The following is a 20,800-nucleotide window of genomic DNA, read 5'->3' as shown; positions in this document are numbered from 1 at the left end:
TCACTGGCCCGCCTCCTCGGTGATCTCGGCGGTCTCGGCGTTCTCGGTGTCGGCGGGCGCGGTCGGCTCGTACACGAGGGACGCGCGGTTGTCGGGGCGCAGGCGCGCCCTGGCGATCTCCTTGACCTCCTCGGCTGTCACGTCCAGGACGCGCCCCACGGCGGTCAGGGCGAGCTGCGGGTCGCCGAACAGGACGGCGTAGCGGCACAGCTCGTCGGCGCGTCCCGCGACCGTGCCCAGGCGGTCCAGCCACTCGCGCTCCAACTGGGCCTGCGCGCGCTCCATTTCCTCGGGGCTCGGGCCCTCCTCGGCGAACCGGGCGAGCTCCTCGTCGACAGCGGCCTCGATGACCGGCACCTCGACGTCTCCGGAGGTCTTCACGTCCAGCCAGCCCAGGGAGGGCGCTCCGGCGAGGCGCAGCAGGCCGAAACCGGCCGCCACAGCGGTGCGGTCACGGCGTACGAGCCTGTTGTACAGGCGCGAGGACTCGCCGCCGCCCAGGACGGTGAGGGCGAGATCGGCGGCGTCGCACGCGCGCGTGCCGTCCTGCGGGAGCCGGTAGGCCGACATCAGGGCGCGCGCCGGGACCTCCTCCTCGATGAGCTCGCGCTGCTGCTCGCCGATGGCCTCCGGGAGGGCACCGTCGCGCGGAGCGGGCTTGCCGTCATGGCCGGGGATGGAGCCGAAGTACCGCTCGACCCAGGCCAGCGTCCGCTCGGGGTCGATGTCGCCGACGATCGACAGCACCGCGTTGTTGGGCGCGTAGTAGGTGCGGAAGAAGTTCCGCGCGTCTTCGAGGGTGGCCGCGTCCAGGTCGGCCATGGAGCCGATGGGCGTGTGGTGGTACGGGTGCCCCTCGGGGTACATGAGGGCGGTCAGCTTCTCGAACGCGGTGCCGTAGGGCACGTTGTCGTAGCGCTGGCGCCGCTCGTTCTTCACGACGTCCCGCTGGTTCTCCATCGACTCGTCGTCGAGGGCCGTGAGCAGCGATCCCATACGGTCGGCCTCAAGCCACAGCGCGAGCTCCAGCTGGTGGGCGGGCATGGTCTCGAAGTAGTTGGTGCGCTCGAAGCTCGTCGTACCGTTGAGCGAGCCGCCCGCGCCCTGGACGAACTCGAAGTGCCCGTTGCCGTGCACCTGCTTCGAGCCCTGGAACATCAGGTGCTCGAAGAGGTGAGCCAGGCCGGTACGGCCCTTGACCTCGTGGCGCGAGCCGACGTCGTACCAGAGGCAGACCGCCGCGACCGGGGTCAGATGGTCCTCGGAGAGCACCACGCGCAGGCCGTTGGCCAGCCGGTGCTCGGTCGCTGTCAGGCCGCCGGAGCCGGCCTCGGCGGTGGCCGTGTGACCCATGGGCATGTACGTCCCTTCGATCGCGGTGCAACGCGAATACGCGGTGAGTTCTGGACTGCGGCAGGTCCTGGAACACTGAACTGCTGCGAGTGCTGCCACTGTATGCAAGCGTGCTGGCACCTGGCGAAGTTCCCGCCGGAGCTACGCCGTGAGCGAGCAGGCGGCCCTCCCGGGGCCGTGCGACACCCGGTACTGAAGGGCCGCGAGCGGCGTTGTCAGTGCGGCGGTCCACAATGGTCCGCGACAGTTCCCGTTCATGTAACCGTTCTTGTAGGTGAAGGAGCCGCAGCCGCGATGGCCCGCCGCAGCACGAAGACCCCGCCGCCCGACGACTTCGAGGAGAAGATCCTCGACGTCGACGTGGTCGACGAAATGCAGGGCTCCTACCTGGAGTACGCGTACTCGGTCATCTACTCACGCGCCCTGCCCGACGCTCGCGACGGGATGAAGCCCGTCCACCGTCGGATCGTCTACCAGATGAACGAGATGGGCCTGCGCCCCGAGCGCGGCTACGTGAAGTGCGCCCGCGTCGTCGGCGAGGTCATGGGTAAGTTGCACCCCCATGGCGACTCGTCGATCTACGACGCACTGGTGCGCCTCGCCCAGCCGTTCTCCATGCGCGTCCCGCTGGTGGACGGGCACGGGAACTTCGGCTCCCTGGGCAATGACGACCGCCCGGCCGCCATGCGTTACACCGAGTGCAAGATGGACGCCGCCGCGTCCCTCATGACGGAGTCGATCGAAGAGAACACCGTCGACTTCATTTCGAACTACGACGGCCAGGAGCAGGAGCCGCTCGTCCTCCCGGCGGCGTACCCGAACCTGCTGGTGAACGGCGCGTCGGGCATCGCGGTCGGCATGGCGACGAACATGGCGCCGCACAACCTGGGCGAAGTGATCGCCGCCGCGCGGCACTTGATCCGGCACCCGGGCGCCGACCTCGACGCACTCATGAAGTTCGTTCCGGGGCCCGACCTGCCGACGGGCGGCCGGATCGTCGGTCTGTCCGGCATCAGGGACGCGTACGAGACCGGCCGCGGCACGTTCAAGATCCGCTCGACGGTCGCCGTGGAGAACGTGACGGCGCGCCGCAAGGGCCTGGTCGTCACCGAGCTGCCCTTCGCGGTCGGTCCCGAGAAGGTCATCACGAAGATCAAGGAACTGGTCGGTTCCAAGAAGCTCCAGGGCATCGCCGACGTCAAGGACCTCACGGACCGCGAGCACGGCCTGCGCCTGGTCATCGAGATCAAGAACGGCTTCGTGCCGGAGGCCGTCCTGGAGCAGCTCTACAAGCTGACGGCCATGGAGGAGTCCTTCGGCATCAACAACGTGGCCCTGGTGGACGGCCAGCCGCTCACCCTCGGCCTCAAGGAACTCCTCGAGGTCTACCTGGACCACCGCTTCGACGTGGTGCGCCGCCGCAGCGAGTTCCGCCGCAGCAAGAAGCAGGACCGGCTCCACCTGGTGGAGGGCCTCCTCGTCGCCCTGGTGGACATCGACGAGGTCATCCGCATCATCCGCTCCAGTGAGAACAGCGCGCAGGCCAAGGAGCGCCTGATCGAGCGCTTCTCGCTGAGCGAGATCCAGACGCAGTACATCCTGGACACGCCGCTGCGCCGTCTCACCAAGTTCGACCGCATCGAGCTGGACTCGGAGCGCGACAAGCTCAACGGCGAGATCGACGAACTGACCGGCATCCTCGATTCCGACTCCGAGCTGCGCAAGCTGGTCTCGTCCGAACTGGCCGCCGTGGCGAAGAAGTTCGGCGACGACCGGCGCACGGTGCTCCTGGAGTCGGCGGGCGCCCCGGTGTCCGCGGTGCCACTCCAGGTCGCCGACGACCCGTGCCGCGTGCTGCTCTCCTCGACCGGTCTGCTTGCCCGTACGGCGAACGGCGATCCCTTCACCGAAGGTGAGGACACCAAGCGCACAAAGCACGACCTGATCGTCTCCTCGGTCCCCGCGACGGCGCGCGGCGAGGTCGGCGTCGTCACGTCCGAAGGGCGCCTGCTGCGCCTGAACGTGGTCGACCTGCCGCAGCTCCCGGACTCGGCCTCCGCACCGAACCTCTCCGGAGGCGCCCCGGTCGCCGAGTTCCTCCCCTCCCTGGAGCCGGACGAGACGGTCGTGTGTCTCATGACCCTGGACGAGTCCTCGCCCGGTCTGGCGATCGGCACCGAACAGGGAATCGTGAAACGCGTGGTGCCCGACTATCCCTCCCACAAGGAGGAGCTGGAGGTCATCGCCCTCAAGGACGGTGACCGCATCGTCGGTGCCGCGGAGCTGCGCACCGGTGAGGAAGACCTGGTCTTCATCACGGACGACGCACAGTTGCTGCGCTTCCAGGCCTCCATCGTGCGCCCGCAGGGCCGTGCGGCGGGCGGCATGTCCGGCATGAAGCTGGCGACAGGAGCGAAGGTCATTTCCTTCTCCGCGATCGACCCGGCAGTCGACGCGGTGGTGTTCACCGTGGCCGGTTCGCGCGGCACGCTGGACGACTCGGTGCAGACGACGGCCAAGCTCACGCCGTTCGACCAGTATCCGAGGAAGGGGCGTGCCACGGGCGGCGTCCGTTGCCAGCGCTTCCTGAAGGGCGAGGACTGTCTGAGCCTGGCCTGGGCCGGCCCGGCACCCGCGCGTGCGGCTCAGAAGAACGGCACGCCGGCCGAACTGCCCGAGATGGACCCGCGCCGCGACGGTTCGGGCGTGTCGCTTCCGAAGACGGTGGCGTCGACGGCGGGTCCGATCTAGGAACGCGGAAGCTGGTCAGGAGCGAGGTCCGCCTGGGGGTCGACGTAGTCCGCGACCTCCTCTGCCTCGCCCTTGTCCTGCACATAGCGGAGAACGCCCCACATGCCCTGCTCGTCCACGGTGTGTGGGGCGTCGCTCTTGGCGGCGTCGAGCTGCTCGCCGAGGGCGATGGCATCGATGCCGGATCCGATCAGCACGAGCTGGGTGAGGCGCTCCTCGCCGCTCGGCCACGGCTCCGGGTAGAACCTCAAGAAGCGCCCCACGGCATGCACGGCGTACCGGTTGCCCGTGTCGCCCGCGCCGAAGTCGACATATCCCTTGATGCGGTAGAGCCCCTCGGGCCTGCTGTCGAGGAACGCGATCAACTGGCGGGGGTCCATAGGTACTTCGGAGGTGAACGCGACGCTGTCGTAGGCGGCGTGCAGATGCGTGCCGTGCGCCGCGTGGCCCTCGTGGCCCTCGTGGCCCTCATGCCGGTGCAGATCGTCGAAGGACAGCTGCCCGATCCGCTCCTCGGTGGGGCGGCAGTCGAAGAGCAGCGCCGGGTCGATGCGCCCGTACGACGCGGGCACGACGGCGGCCCGGCCGGCCGCGGCCCGCACGGCACTCAGGACCCGCTCACGCTCGTCCGGGCCGACGCGATCGCCCTTGTTCACCACGACCAGGTCCGCGATCCCCAGGTGCCGATCCACCTCGGGGTGCTTCTCGCGGGTGGCGTCGAACTCGGCGGTGTCGACGACCTCGATCAACCCTCCGTACACGATCCGCGGGTTGTCGCTGGCCAGCACCATGCGCACGAGTTCCTGAGGCTCCGCGATGCCGCTCGCCTCGATCACGATGACATCAATGGCATGCATGTCATTGACCGGACGAGTCAACTTGTCCAGATACACGTCAAGTTCACTGGCATCCACCGCGCAACACAGGCATCCGTTGCCGAGCGCGACCGTCGAGTCGCCCAGCTGCCCGGCGACCGCCATGGCGTCGATCTCGATCGACCCGAAGTCGTTGACGATCGCCCCGATCCGGGTGCCCCCGCTGCGGTGCAGCAGATGATTGAGCAAGGTCGTCTTCCCCGACCCCAGAAAGCCGGCGAGGACGACGACGGGGATCTGCTGCGGGCTGGCCTTGCTCAACGCGACCTCTCTCACACCGGATCGCACGCCGCGGCACGCGCCGCAGCGCACGCCGGTTCAGGATCCGGCTCTCGTACGAAGAATGAATGCCGCCCCAGGATACGAGCGGGTGGAAAGGCCGCGAAGTGAACGATTGCTAACGGCGTCCGCTGGGCACACGTTGGACATGGCGCCGGTTTTCGCGAACTGAGCATCCACCCGTGCGCCTCCTCTCCGCCTCCCCGCCGATCAGAGCCGCTCGGCACCCCGGGAGTCGGCAAGCGCGCCGCCCACCGCCGCCGGTCTCCGTCTCCGTCGCCCCGCATCCGACGACCGGCGCACGGTCGCCTGAATCGGGGGTTGACATGACCACAAAGAAGTACGGCGCACAACAGTTCGCGTCCACCGCGGCCGCCGGTCTGTCGCTGGCCGGCGCCGGACTCATGCTCGCTACGCAGCAACGCCGCTCCAAGGCCCTGCGCATGCAGGAGAAGCGACTCGAGCAGGAACGTCAGGCCCAGCGCCGCGTGGCCCTGGCCCATCAACAACGTATGCACTGGGAGTTGTTGATCAAGGCCATCGACGATCCGTCCCTGGCTGCCGTAATCGACACCTACGACAAGGACATCCCAGCAGAGAAGCGCCGCCAGTTCCTGTATGCCAACGCTTGGTACGTCAACGCCTTCCATCTGCACCGGGCGGGCCTCGTGGACGTCGAGGAGCTCTTCGGCCACCTGCGCGAGCTCTTCCAGAACCCTGTGATGCGGGAGTACTGGAATGCCTCCCAGGCACAGCGAGACACACTCAAGCACTCCTCCGACGAGGCGCGCATCGGACGCATCGTGAACGGGCTCATCCAGGATCTGGAGGAGGCGGACACCGAAGAGTGGTGGGTCGTGGGGGAACCGCCGACACCCTGAGTCACGTCAACCGGGTCGCACGCCCATACGGGTGGGATCACACGGCAAGTGCCTTGTAAAATCGCGGTATCGCGCCCCCGGGCCCCCATGCGACGCATTACTCTTCGGCGTACTCATTGGCTTGATATTTTTTTGCCCAAAGGACCGGTACCCCTTGAAGATCGTGCGCCGCATCGGTGTGCCTCCTCGCGCCCGAGGCAGTGCCTCCGGCGCGAACTGCCCCGACGTATTCGAGCTCAGCGACGGGAACTTTGCCGTGATCGGAACTGAGGCCACGGCGGAGCTCGATGGAGAACTTCCAGACGATGCATCACGTGCCGACTATGAACGCATCGTGATCGTTAGCCGGGAAACACTCTTGCGCGCGAAGGCCGACATCCCGGACGCCTGAGCCGGAGCGGCACGTCGGACAGGGACGGCCCGGGCGTCGCTCCATGGCCGTCCTACGGCGTCACCCGAACCTCGGCACCGCCACCGGCGCCCGCACCCCCACATACCGCGCCGCCGGCCGGATGATCTTTGAGTCCTCCGCCTGTTCAAGAATGTTGGCGCTCCAGCCGACGACCCTGGCCGCAGCGAACGTCGGCGTGAACATCGCGCGCGGCAACCCGCACAGCTCCATGACCACACCCGCGTAGAACTCCACGTTCGTGTGCAGTTCACGGCCCGGCTTCAGCTCCGCGAGGATCGCCTCCACCTGACGCTCGACCTCGACCGCGAATTCCACCAGCGGGCCGCCGAACCGCTCCGCGATTCCGCGCAGCATGCGCGAACGCGGATCCTCAGTGCGGTAGACGGGGTGACCGAAGCCCATGATCCGGTCCCCCGCAAGCACCCGCTCCCGGATCCAGGAGTCGACGCGGTCCGGCGTGCCGATCGCGTCCAGGGTGTCGAGCGCACGGCTGGGAGCCCCTCCGTGCAGCGGACCCGACAGCGCTCCGACCGCACCGACGAGGGAGGCCGCGACATCGGCTCCGGTCGACGCGATGACACGGCCCGTGAACGTTGACGCGTTGAATCCGTGATCAATGGTTGAGATCAGGTATTGCTCGATGGCTCGCGCATGTGCGGGTTCGGGCACCGAACCCGTCAACATGTACAGATAGTTGGCCGCGTACGAGAGGTCCTCGCGCGGCTCCACGGGCTCGAGCCCCTCACCGAGCCGGTGCAGCGCGGTGAGCATCGTGGGCACCACGGCCGTGGCCGCCACGGCGTCCGCGCGGCGCCGCTCCGGGGCAATGTCGTACACGGGCCGAAAGCCCCGAGAGGCGCCGAACAGCGAGAGCGCCGTACGCAGCCCGGCGAGCGGCCCCGAGACCGCACCGGCCCGGGCGATCGCCGGCAGCGCGGCCCGCACGTCATCGGGCAGCCAGCGCTGACCAGCGGTCTCCCGCGCGAAGTCGGCAGACCGCTCGGCGCCGGGCAGCTCGCCATGGAGCATCAAATGCCACACGTCCTCGAAGCCGCGGGTCTCCGCGAGCTCGACGGCCGAGTACTGGCGGTAGTGGTAGAAACCCTCACGCCCCCTGACGTCCCCAAGTTCGGTATCGGTGACGACGACACCGGCGAGCCCGCGCGGTACGTCGACGGCCGTGGCGGCCGTACTCCCGTTGATCGGCATGTTTCCTCCCTGAACTTGATTCGACTGTCCATGCTTGACTCGATTACTGTCAATATTGATTGAGTCAATGCACGGCGACCCGGATACGGTGACGCGCATGAGGGATCAAGAACCTGCACCGGCGCAGCAGGCCCGCCGCCTGACCACCAAGGAGACCGCCGAGCTGCTCGGCGTGAAGCCCGAGACGGTGTACGCGTACGTGAGCCGCGGGCAGCTCGCCAGCAGGCGCGGGGAGAGCACGCGCGGCAGCACTTTCGACTCCGCCGAGGTCGAGGCGCTCGCCCGCCGCAACAGGCGGGAGACCACGGCCGGTTCGAGCCCTGGCGAGCTGTCGGTGCGCACGCGGCTCACCCTCATCGACGACGACCAGTACTTCTTTCGAGGGGTCGACGCGGTGCAACTCGCCGCCCGCCACTCGTACGAGGAGGTCGCTGAGTGGCTGTGGACGGGCAGGCTGCGCCCCGGCGTCCGGTTCACCGCCCCCAAGGAGTCGCTCTCCGCGGCCCGCAAGGCCATGGCCGCCCTGCCCGAACTCAGCAGTCCCATCGACCGGTTGCGGGTGGCGGCCGTCGCCGCGGCAACGACCGACCCATTGCGCTACGACCTGTCCGAGGACTCCGTGCTCGGCGCCGCCCGATCCCTCATCCCCACCCTCGCGGCCGCGCCGCCACTCGTACAGCCGACGTACGTGGACGGTGCGCCGATCGCCCAGCGACTGTGGGGTCGGCTGACCTACAGGGAACCTGACGAGGCGTCACTGCGCGTCCTGGACATGGCCCTTGCCCTGTTGGTCGATCACGACCTGGCGGCCTCGACGCTCGCGGTGCGCGTCGCCGCGTCCGCGCGGGCGCACACCTACGCAGCCGTCTCGGCGGGCCTGGGCGTCCTGGAGGGGCCGTTGCACGGGGCGGCGAGCGGTCTGGCCCACCGGATGCTGCTGGACGTCCTCGACCGGGGCAGCGCGGGCTCCGTGGTGGCCGACGAGCTGCGTTCGGGCCGCCGTGTGCCCGGGCTCGGCCACCGTCTCTACCAGGGCGAGGACCCGCGCGCACAGGCGATGTTCGCGGCGCTGGAGGAACTGCCCGAGGCGCGTCCCGCGCTCGCGGCGGCCCGCGATGTCGTGGCGACCACTGCCCGCCACACGGACCTGCACGCCAATGTGGACCTGGCCCTGGCCGCCTTCACGGCGTCGTTCGGGATGGGGGCGCAGGCAGGGGAGACGATCTTCGCCGTCGCACGGACAGCGGGCTGGATCGCGCACGCCTTGGAGGAGTACGGCGAACGCCCTCTCCGTATGCGGCCGACGGGACACTACGTAGGCCTGCGCCCGCCGCAGCCCCTGCCATCGGCCTCCCCGGCGAAGTGACCGGGCGGGCGGGGTTAGGGTCGCCGCTGTGAATACGTGCACGACCGCCTCGCGGGATCTTGAGGAGCCGCTGGCCGGGACGGCGGCCACCGCGCGCACCTGGCTGCTGATCGAGCAGCCCGGACCGTGGGGCGCCAAGGCCCTGGTCTCCAGCCATCTCGACCCCAATGTGGGCCGCTCTCTGGAGGCGGCGGCAGACGGCACGGGAGTGCGTGTCGCCCTCGTCCGCCGCCCGGGCCGGCACGCGGACCACCATGCCGCGCGGCGCCACCAGGTGTACGTGGCCCACACAGACCCGGGAAACACGTGGCTGCGCAGCACCACAGTCGCGGCTCCCGAAGAGCTTCTGCGGCTCGACTTCACCGCCTTGGGGGCGGGTCGGCACGGCGACTTCGGCGCACCCTATGAAGGCGAACCCCTCGCCTTCGTCTGCACGAACGGGAAGCGCGACCAGTGCTGCGCGCTTCTGGGGCGGCCTCTGGCCTCCGAACTCACCTCCTCCGGAGGAGGTGAGAGTGTCTGGGAAATCACGCACTTGGGCGGCCACCGCTTCTCCCCCACTCTCCTTGTGCTGCCCTACGGCTACGCCTAGTGAAGGTCCTCGGCCGCCGACGTCAAGGAGGTCCTCCATGCGGTGCGCTCGGGCCGGATCGTGCTCCATGGCTGCCGCGGCAACTCCGCCTGGGACCGTCCAGGGCAGGCCGCCGAGCTCGCCGTGCGCCGGGCCGCCGCCGAGTACGGCGCCGGTGTCCTGAGCGTCGTACGTACGACGGAGGCGCCTGGTGCGCCCCACTGGGACGTGACGGTTGCCCATGTCGACGGACGGCGGTGGGAAGTCACCGTGGCTCAGGCCGCCTCGTCACCACCGCGCCCGGAGAGCTGTGGGGCCGCACTGGGATCACCCGCGCGCATGGATGTCGTGGCGGTGCGTGAGGTTCCCGCGTCACACCGCTGACGCGTCGGCGCAGCAGCGGCATGGTGGAGGAGATCCGCGCCACAAGCCCTTCGACCAGCGTCGACGGGCCCGTACCGTTCTGAGCCATGAGCTCGACTTCCCCTGTCCGCCGGCTGCGCTTCGGCCTCCCTAAGCGAGTGTTCGCCCAGGTGCTGCTGATGCAGGTGGCGATCGCCGCGGGGGTGGCGGTGCTGGCGACGGGGCTTTTCCTCGCGCCGCTGAGCGACCAGCTCGACGACCAGGCGATGCGCCGGGCCCTGGCCATCGCGCAGACCACGGCGGCGGAGCCCCGGATCGCCGAGGAGCTGCGTTCCTCGCGGCCGAGCCCGGACGGTCCCGTGCAGGCCGCGGCCGAGCGGATCCGCCGGGCCAGCGGCGCCGAGTACGTCGTGATCATGAACCGGGAGGGCGTCCGCTGGTCGCACACCGATCGCGGCCGGATCGGGCAGATAGTGTCGACGGACCCCAGCACGGCGCTGGCGGGCCGCGCGGTCATGGAGATCGACGAGGGGACGCTCGGCCGCTCAGCGCGCGGCAAAGTGCCCCTCAGGGCCGCGGACGGGGCCATCGTGGGCGCCGTCTCGGTCGGCATCGAGTACGACAGCGTCCGCGCGCGTCTCATCCACGCCATCCCCGGCCTGTTCGCGTACGCGGGAGGGGCTCTGGCCGTCGGGGCGCTCGCCGCGTATCTGATCTCGCGACGGGTCCAGCGGCAGACCCGTGACCTGGCTTTCTCGGACATCTCGGCGCTCCTGGCCGAGCGCGAGGCCATGCTGCACGGCATTCGCGAGGGGGTCGTGGCGCTGGACCGCGGCGGGCGGATACGCCTGCTCAACGACGAGGCGCAGCGGCTGCTCGGCGTGGACTCGAAGGTGACCGGAAAGCCGCTGGACGAGGCGCTCGGGGCGGGGCGTACGACGGACGTGCTCGCGGGGCACGTCTCCGGGACCGACCTGCTCACCGTCCGCGGGCAGCGCGTCCTGGTCGCGAACCGGATGCCCACCGACGACGGGGGCGCGGTCGCCACCCTGCGTGACCGCACCGAGCTGGAGCAGCTGGGCCGCGAACTCGACTCCACCCGCGGCCTGATCGACGCCCTGCGCGCGCAGGACCACGAACACGCGAACCGCATGCATACGTTGTTGGGTCTTCTGGAGCTGGAGATGTACGAGGAGGCCGTGGACTTCGTCGGCGAGGTGGCGGGGGCGCGCCGGGTGACCGCGGAGCAGATCACCGAGCGGATCGAGGACCCGCTGCTCTCGGCCTTGATGGTGGGCAAGGCGACCGTGGCCGCGGAGCGTGGTGTCGCGTTCGGCATCTCCGGGGACACCTGGCTTCCGGACCGCCTCGTCGATCCGCGCGGCATCGTCACGATCGTCGGCAACCTGGTGGACAACGCCCTGGACGCGGCCGCCGGTTCGGCGCAGCACGCGCGCGTGGAGGTGGTTCTGCGGGCCGAAGGCCGTAGCGCGGTCCTACGGGTACGCGATTCGGGGCCGGGCGTCCCCGCCGACCAGCGGGCGACCGTCTTCGTGGAAGGCTGGTCCACCAAGGAGCCACCGGCCCACGGCAAGCGCGGCATCGGACTCGCCCTGGTGCGCAGGTTCGCCGAGCGGCAGGGCGGCACCGTCGAGGTGACCGAGTCGCCTCTCGGGGGCGCCGAATTCGTCGTCGTCCTGCCGGAGGCACTCACCGTGGACGTGCCGGACGTGCCGGACGTGACCGAGGAGGCCCGATGATCGACGTACTGGTCGTGGACGACGACATCCGCGTGGCCGACGTCAACGCCGCCTACGTGGCGAAGGTTCCCGGCTTCCGTGTCGCGGCGACCGCGCACAGTGCGGCGGAGGCACTCGACCGGATCGAGGAGCTCCCTGTCGATCTGGTGCTGCTCGACCACTACCTGCCGGACCGGACGGGCCTGGCGCTCGCCCGGACGGTGCGTGAACGCGGCCACCAGATCGACGTGATCATGGTGACCGCGGCGCGCGACGTGGGGACCGTACAGGCCGCGATGCGCCATGGAGCGCTGCAGTACCTGGTCAAGCCGTTCTCGTTCGCCGGCCTGCGCGGCAAGTTGGAGGCGTACGCGGCGCTGAGGCGCACCCTCGACGGTGGGGGCGAGGCGGAGCAGGCGGAGGTCGACCAGATCTTCGGCGCGCTCTCCGCCGGGCCCGCGCCCGAGCTGCCCAAGGGTCACTCGCCCACCACCGCCGAGCACGTGCGCCGGGCGATGATGACCGCCGAAGGCCCGCTCTCGGCACAGGAGTTGGCCGATGCCACCGGGCTCAGCCGACAGACCGCCCAGCGCTACCTCAAGCTCTTGGAGCGGACCGGACGGGTACGGCTGAGCCTCAAGTACGGCGACACCGGGCGGCCCGAGCACCGCTACGAGTGGACCGCCGCCGGCCGCTGATTCCCCCCAGGGGCGTGTCAGACCGCCCCTGCGCCCGTCAGCGCCCGTACTTCGGTCTCCGCGTGCTTGGCCCCGTCCGGCTCCTCGGGGGAGGTCATGGTGCCCAGCCAGCCCGCGAGGAAGCCGAGCGGAATCGAGACGAGTCCGGGGTTCTCCAGCGGGAAGTACTGGAAGTCCACGCCGGGGAACAGCGATGCGGGGCTCCCGGAGACCACCGGGGACAGCACCACGAGCACCAGTGCGGGCACCAGGCCGCCGTACACCGACCACACGGCGCCCCGTGTGGTGAAGCCCCGCCAGAACAACGAGTAGAGCAGCACGGGCAGATTGGCCGACGCGGCGACCGCGAACGCGAGCCCGACCAGGAACGCCACGTTCAGGTCGCGCGCCAGCAGCCCGAGACCGATCGCGAGCACGCCGACACCGGCCGCGGCGACCCGCGCGACCGCGACTTCGCTCCACTGACTGTCGCCGCGCTTCCCCGCGGGGCCGCCTCTACGGAGTGAGGCGTACAGGTCGTGCGCCACGGAGGCCGAGGATGCCAGCGTGATCCCGGCGACGACGGCGAGGATGGTGGCGAAGGCGACCGCGGCCACGATCGCGAACAGCACCGTGCCCCCGGTGGAGTCTTCGCCGCCGCCCAGGTCGAGGGCGAGCAGCGGAACCGCCGTATTCCCCGCGGCGTTCGAGCCCCGTACGGCATCGGGGCCCACGAGGGCCGCGGCACCGAATCCGAGCACGATCGTCATCAGGTAGAAACTGCCGATGAGCCCGATGGACCACACGACCGAGCGGCGCGCGGCCCGCGCGGTCGGCACGGTGTAGAAGCGCGACAGGATGTGCGGAAGGCCCGCCGTGCCGAGCACGAGCGCGAGGCCCAGGCTGATGAAGTCGAAGCGAGCGGTCCAGCTTCCTCCGTACTTCAGACCGGGCACGAGGAAGTCCGAGCCGTGCCCGCTGCGCGCGGCGGCGGTGCGCAGCAGCTCGTCGAAGTCACCGTGGAAGCGCGCCAGGACGAGCACCGTCAGGACGATCGCCCCGCCCATGAGCAGGACGGCCTTCACGATCTGGATCCACGTGGTGGCCCGCATCCCTCCCATCGACACATAGATGACCATGAGCGCGCCCACGCCGACGACGGTCCATGCCTGCGCGGCGCCACTCGCCTCCCCCAGCAGCAGCGCGACCAGGCTTCCCGCACCCACCATCTGCGCCACCAGATACAGAACGGACACGGTCACCGAAGAAGTTCCCGCGGCGATGCGCACCGGCCGCTCCCGCATCCGGGCCGCGACGACGTCGGCGAGCGTGAACCTGCCGCAGTTGCGCACCAGTTCGGCGACGAAGAAGAGGACCACGAGCCAGGCCACGAGAAAGCCGACCGAGTAGAGCAGCCCGTCGTATCCGAACAGCGCGATCAGTCCGGAGATGCCGAGGAAGGAGGCGGCCGACATGTAGTCACCCGCGATGGCGAATCCGTTCTCCATGGGCGAGAACAGCCGGCCGCCCGCGTAGAACTCCTCCGCCGAGCCATGTCGCTTGCGGCTGGCCCAGGTCGTGATGGCGAGCGTGACCGCCACGAACGCGCTGAACAGGACCAGGGCCAGGGTCTGATGCGCCCCGGTCACCGCTGGCCGCCCTCGCCGCGCGCAGTACCGTTCACGCGCGCGTGCCCGACGATGCCGCGCGTCATCTCCTGCGTGTCCCACCGCAGTTCGAGCGCCGCACGATCGCGGCGCAGTCGCGCATGGCGCGCATACAGCCACGTGAGCAGGAACGTACTGGCGAACTGCCCGAGGCCCGCCACCATCGCCACGTTCACGACGCCCGCGACCGGTTGGGCCATCAGGCCGGGCGCCGTCGTGGCGGTCACGACGTACGCGACGTACCAGGCGAAGAAGAGCACACCGGCCGGGACGACGAACCGCCGATAGCGCCTGCGCACCTCCTGGAACGCCGCACTGCGCTGCACCTCCAGGTAGACCCCCGCCGCGCTCCGCTCGGACGGCACGGCCGGGGCGGGCACCGCTGCCGCCTGCACGCCGGGGCCGCGCCACTCATCCCATTGCGAGTCCGGCTCGTCGTACCAGGGATCACCGCTGCCCCTCGTGGCAACGGCCCTGGGCCGCGCGGCCGCGCGCCCGTCGTGCTTGTCCACCGAACTCTCCTTGTCCGCGGCCCACTGCGGCCGCGGACCAAGGATGGACAGAACGGGAAGATCCAGGACGCTCTCCGCAGCCCCTTCACTCCATTAGGTGATGGACGCCCCCGGTAGCGCCGCGAGTCCGTGCCGGGACGCGTAACGGACGGCCTGGGCACGGTCCTTGAGCCCGGTCTTCGCGAACCATTCCGACCGGCCCACAGCATCAGCAGGCGGGAGCGGACGACCAGCGAGGGCGGGGGCACGGTCACCGCGCCCCCGCCCTCGTCGCTACATGTCGATGCGCGACCGGTCGAGGGTCGACGCGGAGCTGCTGATGAACTCCTTGCGCGGCGCCACATCGTTGCCCATCAGCAGGTCGAAGACGTGCTCCGCCGCCTCCAGTTCGCCGATGTTGATCCGGCGCAGCGTGCGATAGCGCGGGTCCATCGTGGTCTCCGCGAGCTGGTCGGCGTCCATCTCGCCGAGACCCTTGTACCGCTGGATCGAGTCCTTGTACCGCACGTTCTTGCGCTGGAGTTCGAGCAGCGTCTCGCGCAGCTCTCGGTCCGAGTACGTGTAGATGTACTTGTCCTGGCCCTTCTTCGGCTGGACCAGCTCGATGCGGTGCAGGGGCGGCACGGCCGCGAAGACACGGCCGGCCTCGATCATCGGCCGCATGTAGCGCTGGAACAGCGTCAGCAGCAGCGTACGGATGTGCGCGCCGTCGACGTCGGCGTCGACGAGCAGGATGATCTTGCCGTAGCGCGCCGCGTCGATGTCGAAGGTCCGACCGGACCCGGCTCCTATGACCTGGATGATGGCGCCGCACTCCACGTTCTTCAGCATGTCCGTCACGGACGACTTCTGAACGTTGAGGATCTTGCCGCGGATCGGCAGGAGGGCCTGGAACTCGGAGTTTCGCGCGAGCTTGGCGGTGCCGAGCGCGGAATCACCCTCGACGATGAACAGCTCGCTGCGCTCCACGTCGCCGCTGCGGCAGTCCGCGAGCTTGGCGGGGAGGGACGAGGACTCCAGGGCCGTTTTGCGGCGCTGCGCGTCCTTGTGCTGACGCGCGGCGATGCGCGTACGGGCCGCGGAGACGGCCTTCTCCATCACCGCGCGGGCCTGAGCCTTGGCATCCCGCTTCGTGGATGACAGGAACGCCTTGAGTTCCTTGGCCACGACATTCGCGACGATCCTGTTGGCCGCCGACGTACCGAGGACTTCCTTGGTCTGTCCCTCGAACTGCGGCTCCGCCAGACGCACCGTGACGACGGCTGTGAGACCTTCCAGGGCGTCGTCCTTGACGATGTCGTCCTCGGCCACGCGCAGCACCTTCTGGGTGCGCAGAACCTCGTTCATCGTCTTCGTGAGCGAGCGCTCGAAGCCCGTCACATGCGTGCCGCCCTTGGGCGTGGCGATGATGTTCACGAACGATTTGACGGCCGCCTCGTAGCCGGTGCCCCAGCGCAGCGCGATGTCCACGTCGAGTTCGCGCTGAACCTCGGTCGGCGTCATGTGGCCGTGCTCGTCGAGCACGGGGACGGTCTCCTTGAAGGTGCCCTGCCCCGTCAGGCGGAGGACGTCACAGACCGCCTTGTCCTGGGCCAGGTACTCGCAGAACTCGCTGATGCCGCCGTCGAAGCGGAAGGACTCCTCGCCCTTGCTGCCGCCCTCACCGAGACCGAATTCGTCCCGTACGACGATGGTCAGGCCCGGCACCAGGAAGGCCGTCTGCCGCGCGCGCTGGTGCAGGTGCTCCAGGGAGAGCTTGGCGTCCTTCAGGAAGATCTGGCGATCCGCCCAGTAGCGGATGCGGGTCCCCTGGCGCGCCTTCGGGACCTTCTTGGCCTTGCTCAGTCGCGCAGAGGGGTCGAACGAGGCGTCCGGACCGGGCTTGGCGAAGGCGCCGGGAACGCCGCGCCGGAAGCTGATGGCGTGCGTGTGCCCGCCACGGTCCACCTCGACGTCCAGGCGGGCCGACAGCGCGTTCACCACGGAGGCGCCCACGCCGTGCAGACCACCGGAGGCCGCGTACGACCCGCCTCCGAACTTGCCGCCCGCGTGGAGCTTGGTCATGACGACCTCGACTCCGGAGAGGCCTGTCTTGGGCTCGACGTCCACGGGGATGCCGCGGCCGTTGTCCCGCACCTCGACGGAGGCGTCGTCGTGCAGGATCACCTCGATGCGGTCGCAGTAGCCCCCGAGGGCCTCGTCGACGGAGTTGTCGATGATCTCCCAGAGGCAGTGCATCAGGCCGCGGCTGTCGGTCGAGCCGATGTACATGCCCGGACGCTTGCGTACTGCTTCAAGCCCCTCAAGGACGAGCAGGTGCCGCGCGGTGTAGTTGGAACCGTCCCGGTCTGCTCCGGACAGCAGCGCTGTGGACGGCACGGACGTATCGGCGGTCACGCGGTTCGCTCCTCGCTGAATTTCAGATGGGGCCCTCACTAATGAAGGGCCGGCGTCGGTCGCCGTTCAGAGGGTACCGAGGCCTGGTAGAGCCTTTGTCACGCCACCCTCACCTCAGCCCAGACTAGTCCAGGATCGCATGAATGTTCGATCCCTCGATGGAGTGACGCCCACATCACGTTCCCTTCCAGGCATGAACCATTTAGGCTCCGGGCACGTCCTCATGAACAAACCTGGCAACCAGCCGGGGGAGGACCGACCTGACAGAACGCGCGAACCCGTAAGACGTGTAGAGACGCAATACGGCACATTCGCCGCCACCCGGCGACAGACAGCCGGCCTCGGAGAAATTTTTCGAGGAAAAGCCGCGAGCGGGAACGTTTTCGGCCTGGTTGGATGTTGACCCTGGTACGACAGCTCGTCGAGCTAGAGAAGAGGCGACGTGACTACTGTTCTGACCCCCGCGACCCCCCTGACGGCCGCTGACCGCTGTGACCGTTGCGGCGCCCAGGCATATCTGCGCGTCGTTCTGATCAGCGGTGGTGAACTGCTCTTCTGCGCCCACCACGGTCGCAAGTTCGAGCCGGAACTCAAGAAGATCGCCGCTGAGATACAGGACGAGACGGAGCGGCTCACCGCCGATCCGGCAAGCGCCGAGACCGAGGACCGCTGACGCCTCGCACACACGACGAGCCAGCTCCGGCATCAGGCCGGTGATCGGGCGGCTTCCCCTGACCCCAGGGGAAGCCGCCCGTCCTCGTATCCATACGACGCGTCAGGCGTGCTCCCGCAGGACCCGCAGCGCCTCCGAGGCGCGGGTGTAGACCCCGGGGCTGCCCGCGCGCCCGCACCCGCTCCCCCACGACACCAGGCCGATCAGCTTGCCCCCGGCGACCAGCGGGCCGCCGCTGTCCCCCTGGCAGGCGTCCTTGCCACCGTTGGACTCGCCCGCGCAGAGCATCGACGACGGTTCGTACGTCCCGTCCGTGCCGCCCGGCGGGTATGCCTCCTTGCATTCGGCATCGGCAAGCACCCGCACCCGCGCGGCGTGCAACGTACGCGCGTAGTCGCCCGCTCCCGTCGTGTCCCCCCACCCGTAGACGGACGCGCCAGTGCCGGCCCGATACGCAGGGTCGCCCTCGTCCGCCATCGGGAGCACGTGTCCCTCAGGTAGCCGTGTATCAAGTGTGAGGACCGCCACATCGCCGGCGTTCGTCCGGCTGTCGTACGCCGGATTGATCCGTTCACTGCGCACGGACACCTCGGCGCCGTTGGACGCGCCGAGATCGCCGCGGCCGACGATCACCTTGAGGTCCCGCACCCGATCGCGCGGCACTCCGAGCACGTCCTGGCTCAGGCAGTGCGCCGCGGTGAGGACTGTCGACCGCCCGACGACGACTCCCCCGCAGAACTGGCCCGCGCGCGTGCCCCCGAACCGGTCACGACTCGCGAGCGCCACCGCCCAGGGGCTCTTGGCGGCGTCGACCCGATGGCCTCCGACAATTCCCTCGTCGGCGGCCGCCGGCTGGGGGGAAGCCAACGGCAGTACCGCCGCCGCGGCCAGCCCGGCCAGTGGAGCGGTCAGTACTCTCGCGAAAGAGCGACGCATACGGTCTCCTCACTCAGGGTTGCAACGGCACACCCAGAGTCGTTCAGCGCGACACGCCGCGCATCGCGAGGAGACGCCCACAGCCGCCTACGGCGAAGGCCCGGCACTCTCCCGCGAACGGGAAAGTGCCGGGCCTTCTGAGGGCCGTACAGCGCCTGTGGCTTAGTCGAGGTAGTCCCGCAGGACCTGCGAGCGCGACGGGTGGCGCAGCTTCGACATCGTCTTGGACTCGATCTGGCGGATGCGCTCACGCGTCACGCCGTAGACCTTGCCGATCTCGTCGAGGGTCTTCGGCTGACCGTCGGTGAGACCGAAGCGCATGGAGACGACGCCCGCCTCGCGCTCGGACAGGGTGTCGAGCACGGAGTGCAGCTGCTCCTGGAGGAGCGTGAAGCTGACGGCGTCGGCGGGGACCACGGCCTCGGAGTCCTCAATGAGGTCGCCGAACTCGCTGTCACCGTCCTCGCCCAGCGGGGTGTGCAGGGAGATGGGCTCGCGGCCGTACTTCTGGACCTCGATGACCTTCTCGGGGGTCATGTCGAGTTCCTTGGCCAGCTCCTCCGGGGTGGGCTCGCGGCCCAGGTCCTGGAGCATCTGGCGCTGCACGCGCGCGAGCTTGTTGATGACCTCGACCATGTGCACCGGGATACGGATGGTGCGGGCCTGGTCGGCCATGGCGCGGGTGATCGCCTGACGGATCCACCAGGTGGCGTACGTCGAGAACTTGTAGCCCTTGGTGTAGTCGAACTTCTCGACCGCGCGGATCAGACCGAGGTTGCCTTCCTGGATGAGGTCCAGGAAGAGCATGCCGCGGCCGGTGTAGCGCTTGGCCAGGGAGACCACCAGGCGGAGGTTGGCCTCCAGGAGGTGGTTCTTGGCGCGGCGGCCGTCCTCGGCGATGATCTCCAGCTCGCGCTTGAGCTTGGGGGCGAGCTTGTCCGCGTTGGCCAGCTTGTCCTCCGCGAACAGGCCGGCCTCGATGCGCTTGGCGAGCTCGACCTCCTGCTCCGCGTTGAGCAGCGGGACCTTGCCGATCTGCTTCAGGTAGTCCTTGACCGGGTCGGCGGTGGCACCGGCGGCGGCAACCTGCTGGGCCGGCGCGTCGTCCTCGTCGTCATCGGACAGGACGAAGCCCTGCCCCTCCTTCTCCTCGGCAGGCTCGCCCTCGCCGGTCTTACCGGCAGCGGGGGTGGCCTCCTCGGTCGCCTCGTCCTCAAGAAGGTCGTCGTCCTTCTTGGCGGCGGTCTTCTTCGCGGCGGCCTTCTTGGCGACCGTCTTCTTGGCGGCGGCCTTCTTCGCCGGCGCCTTCTTCGCCACGGCCTTCTTGGCCGACTCGGCCTCCTCGTCGACAGCCTCGACGGCCGGCGGCTCGGGAGTGGTGGTGGCGGCGACCGTCTTGGCGGTGACCGTCTTGGCCGCGACGGTCTTGGTCGCGGTGCGCTTGACCGGACTCTTGGCTGCGACGCTGCTCTTTCGGGGACGCTTGGGCTCAGCGGCACTGACCATCAGCGTCACACCCTCTTCCTCGAGGATCTGGTTGAGGCTGCGCAGAACGTTCTTCCACTGAGTGGCCGGAATCTGGTCGGCTTCGAACGCACGGCGCACGTCGTCGCCGGCGATCTGGCCATCAGCCTTTCCCCGCTCAATGAGCGCCATGACAGAGACGGATTCGGCGATCTCCGGCGGGAGCGTACGGGATGTGCTGGCCGACACGAACAACCTCTCGGAACGTTGGAAAACGGCTTCCGGCCCCGTCCTGTATGGACCGGAGCCGACGACCGCCGGCTTGGGGATGGGCCGACGGCGCGGGCAGGAGCCTGGGAGATGGACAGCGCCACAAGCGGCTGCTGTATTCCCTCCTCGGCTGTCACCTCTTAGGTCATCGCGCTACCCCGAGGAGCGTTACGCCCAATCTGCGTGGCCCGAGTCACACCCCGTTATCGGTCAAAGACTGACTGATACGGACAGAACAGGTCATGCGGCGAATCCCGTCCGGGCATATGACGACCTCGGAGAGCGGATCCCCTACAGGAGAGCGGGCCCTCCACCTACGCCTCGAGTCGCCGGATGGCGCCCTCCTGCACATGCTCCGTATCCACGTCGCACATGCGGCACCGTCCGGCGACACATGGTTCGCCC

General features: G+C 69.2%; 15 protein-coding genes and 1 pseudogene. 8 read left to right on the top strand and 8 right to left on the bottom strand.

Annotated elements, in window-relative coordinates; all coding sequences use genetic code 11:
* Positions 1–1,353 (bottom strand): M16 family metallopeptidase, encoded by a 1,353-nt coding sequence (locus ACFYWS_RS13705; RefSeq protein WP_389275653.1) that lies wholly within the window; start codon positions 1,351–1,353, stop codon positions 1–3.
* A 294-nt stretch (positions 1,354–1,647) separates the two neighbouring features.
* Between ACFYWS_RS13705 and ACFYWS_RS13700 the strand changes: the two genes are divergently transcribed.
* A complete protein-coding gene (locus tag ACFYWS_RS13700; protein ID WP_389274399.1) occupies positions 1,648–4,104 on the top strand; it encodes a DNA topoisomerase (ATP-hydrolyzing) subunit A in 2,457 nt (818 codons plus the stop codon).
* On the opposite strand, the gene ACFYWS_RS13695 is transcribed toward ACFYWS_RS13700, so the two are convergent.
* Positions 4,101–5,240 carry a CobW family GTP-binding protein gene (locus ACFYWS_RS13695; RefSeq protein WP_389274396.1) on the bottom strand — a complete coding sequence of 380 codons (1,140 nt, stop codon included), beginning with the start codon at positions 5,238–5,240 and terminating at the stop codon, positions 4,101–4,103. The genes ACFYWS_RS13700 and ACFYWS_RS13695 overlap by 4 nt on opposite strands.
* A gap of 344 nt (positions 5,241–5,584) precedes the next feature.
* Between ACFYWS_RS13695 and ACFYWS_RS13690 the strand changes: the two genes are divergently transcribed.
* Entirely contained in the window at positions 5,585–6,139 is a 555-nt protein-coding gene (locus ACFYWS_RS13690; protein ID WP_389274393.1) for a DUF6082 family protein, read from the top strand.
* 154 nt (positions 6,140–6,293) lie between these two features.
* Entirely contained in the window at positions 6,294–6,530 is a 237-nt protein-coding gene (locus tag ACFYWS_RS13685) for a hypothetical protein (RefSeq protein ID WP_389274390.1), read from the top strand.
* 60 nt (positions 6,531–6,590) lie between these two features.
* Here ACFYWS_RS13685 and ACFYWS_RS13680 read toward each other — a convergent pair whose 3' ends face one another.
* The gene (locus tag ACFYWS_RS13680; protein ID WP_389274387.1) at positions 6,591–7,760 is read right to left on the bottom strand and encodes a citrate synthase/methylcitrate synthase; all 1,170 of its coding nucleotides are present in this window, start codon (positions 7,758–7,760) and stop codon (positions 6,591–6,593) included.
* Between the two features lie 97 nt (positions 7,761–7,857).
* Here ACFYWS_RS13680 and ACFYWS_RS13675 point away from each other — a divergent pair, with 97 nt between their 5' ends.
* From ACFYWS_RS13675 to ACFYWS_RS13660, 4 genes and pseudogenes are all read left to right on the top strand, one after another.
* The gene (locus tag ACFYWS_RS13675) at positions 7,858–9,126 is read left to right on the top strand and encodes a citrate synthase family protein (protein WP_389274384.1); all 1,269 of its coding nucleotides are present in this window, start codon (positions 7,858–7,860) and stop codon (positions 9,124–9,126) included.
* Positions 9,127–9,154: 28 nt separating this feature from the next.
* Positions 9,155–10,081 (top strand): annotated as a pseudogene (locus ACFYWS_RS13670) (sucrase ferredoxin).
* An 86-nt stretch (positions 10,082–10,167) separates the two neighbouring features.
* The gene (locus ACFYWS_RS13665; RefSeq protein ID WP_389274381.1) at positions 10,168–11,820 is read left to right on the top strand and encodes an ATP-binding protein; all 1,653 of its coding nucleotides are present in this window, start codon (positions 10,168–10,170) and stop codon (positions 11,818–11,820) included.
* Positions 11,817–12,497 (top strand): response regulator, encoded by a 681-nt coding sequence (locus ACFYWS_RS13660; protein WP_389274378.1) that lies wholly within the window; start codon positions 11,817–11,819, stop codon positions 12,495–12,497. The genes ACFYWS_RS13665 and ACFYWS_RS13660 overlap by 4 nt, the downstream gene beginning before the upstream one ends.
* 17 nt (positions 12,498–12,514) lie before the next feature.
* On the opposite strand, the gene ACFYWS_RS13655 is transcribed toward ACFYWS_RS13660, so the two are convergent.
* The 3 genes from ACFYWS_RS13655 to ACFYWS_RS13645 all read right to left on the bottom strand — a co-directional run bounded on the left by ACFYWS_RS13655 (position 12,515) and on the right by ACFYWS_RS13645 (position 17,052).
* Positions 12,515–14,125, bottom strand: a complete 1,611-nt coding sequence (locus ACFYWS_RS13655) for a cation acetate symporter (protein ID WP_389274375.1) — start codon at positions 14,123–14,125, stop codon at positions 12,515–12,517.
* Positions 14,122–14,655: a DUF485 domain-containing protein gene (locus tag ACFYWS_RS13650; RefSeq protein WP_389274372.1), complete on the bottom strand. Its 534-nt coding sequence runs from the start codon at positions 14,653–14,655 to the stop codon at positions 14,122–14,124. Before ACFYWS_RS13650 ends, ACFYWS_RS13655 begins: the two co-directional genes overlap by 4 nt.
* A 273-nt stretch (positions 14,656–14,928) precedes the next feature.
* Complete coding sequence (locus ACFYWS_RS13645) at positions 14,929–17,052, bottom strand: type IIA DNA topoisomerase subunit B (RefSeq protein ID WP_389274369.1); 2,124 nt, start codon at positions 17,050–17,052, stop codon at positions 14,929–14,931.
* A gap of 442 nt (positions 17,053–17,494) precedes the next feature.
* On the opposite strand from ACFYWS_RS13645, the gene ACFYWS_RS13640 reads away from it, so the two are divergent.
* Positions 17,495–17,725 (top strand): hypothetical protein, encoded by a 231-nt coding sequence (locus tag ACFYWS_RS13640; protein WP_389274366.1) that lies wholly within the window; start codon positions 17,495–17,497, stop codon positions 17,723–17,725.
* A 102-nt stretch (positions 17,726–17,827) separates the two neighbouring features.
* On the opposite strand, the gene ACFYWS_RS13635 is transcribed toward ACFYWS_RS13640, so the two are convergent.
* Together ACFYWS_RS13635 and ACFYWS_RS13630 are read right to left on the bottom strand one after the other, a co-directional pair.
* A complete protein-coding gene (locus tag ACFYWS_RS13635) occupies positions 17,828–18,661 on the bottom strand; it encodes a serine protease (RefSeq protein WP_389274363.1) in 834 nt (277 codons plus the stop codon).
* A 162-nt stretch (positions 18,662–18,823) separates the two neighbouring features.
* A complete protein-coding gene (locus ACFYWS_RS13630) occupies positions 18,824–20,380 on the bottom strand; it encodes an RNA polymerase sigma factor (RefSeq protein WP_389274360.1) in 1,557 nt (518 codons plus the stop codon).
* Positions 20,381–20,800 lie beyond the last annotated feature (420 nt).

This window comes from Streptomyces sp. NPDC002795, assembly GCF_042888725.1.
GTDB lineage: Bacteria > Actinomycetota > Actinomycetes > Streptomycetales > Streptomycetaceae > Streptomyces.
The sequence above is the reverse complement of the archived record's forward strand: the minus strand, read 5'-3'. Positions and strand labels throughout refer to the sequence as shown.

What these genes read in the sequence shown, in the direction of transcription:
- ACFYWS_RS13705 (WP_389275653.1), bottom strand. Translation starts at nt 1,353, where the DNA reads ATGGGTCACACGGCCACCGCCGAGGCCGGCTCCGGCGGCCTGACAGCG.
- ACFYWS_RS13700 (WP_389274399.1), top strand. Translation starts at nt 1,648, where the DNA reads ATGGCCCGCCGCAGCACGAAGACCCCGCCGCCCGACGACTTCGAGGAG.
- ACFYWS_RS13690 (WP_389274393.1), top strand. Translation starts at nt 5,585, where the DNA reads ATGACCACAAAGAAGTACGGCGCACAACAGTTCGCGTCCACCGCGGCC.
- ACFYWS_RS13680 (WP_389274387.1), bottom strand. Translation starts at nt 7,760, where the DNA reads ATGCCGATCAACGGGAGTACGGCCGCCACGGCCGTCGACGTACCGCGC.
- ACFYWS_RS13675 (WP_389274384.1), top strand. Translation starts at nt 7,858, where the DNA reads ATGAGGGATCAAGAACCTGCACCGGCGCAGCAGGCCCGCCGCCTGACC.
- ACFYWS_RS13665 (WP_389274381.1), top strand. Translation starts at nt 10,168, where the DNA reads ATGAGCTCGACTTCCCCTGTCCGCCGGCTGCGCTTCGGCCTCCCTAAG.
- ACFYWS_RS13660 (WP_389274378.1), top strand. Translation starts at nt 11,817, where the DNA reads ATGATCGACGTACTGGTCGTGGACGACGACATCCGCGTGGCCGACGTC.
- ACFYWS_RS13635 (WP_389274363.1), bottom strand. Translation starts at nt 18,661, where the DNA reads ATGCGTCGCTCTTTCGCGAGAGTACTGACCGCTCCACTGGCCGGGCTG.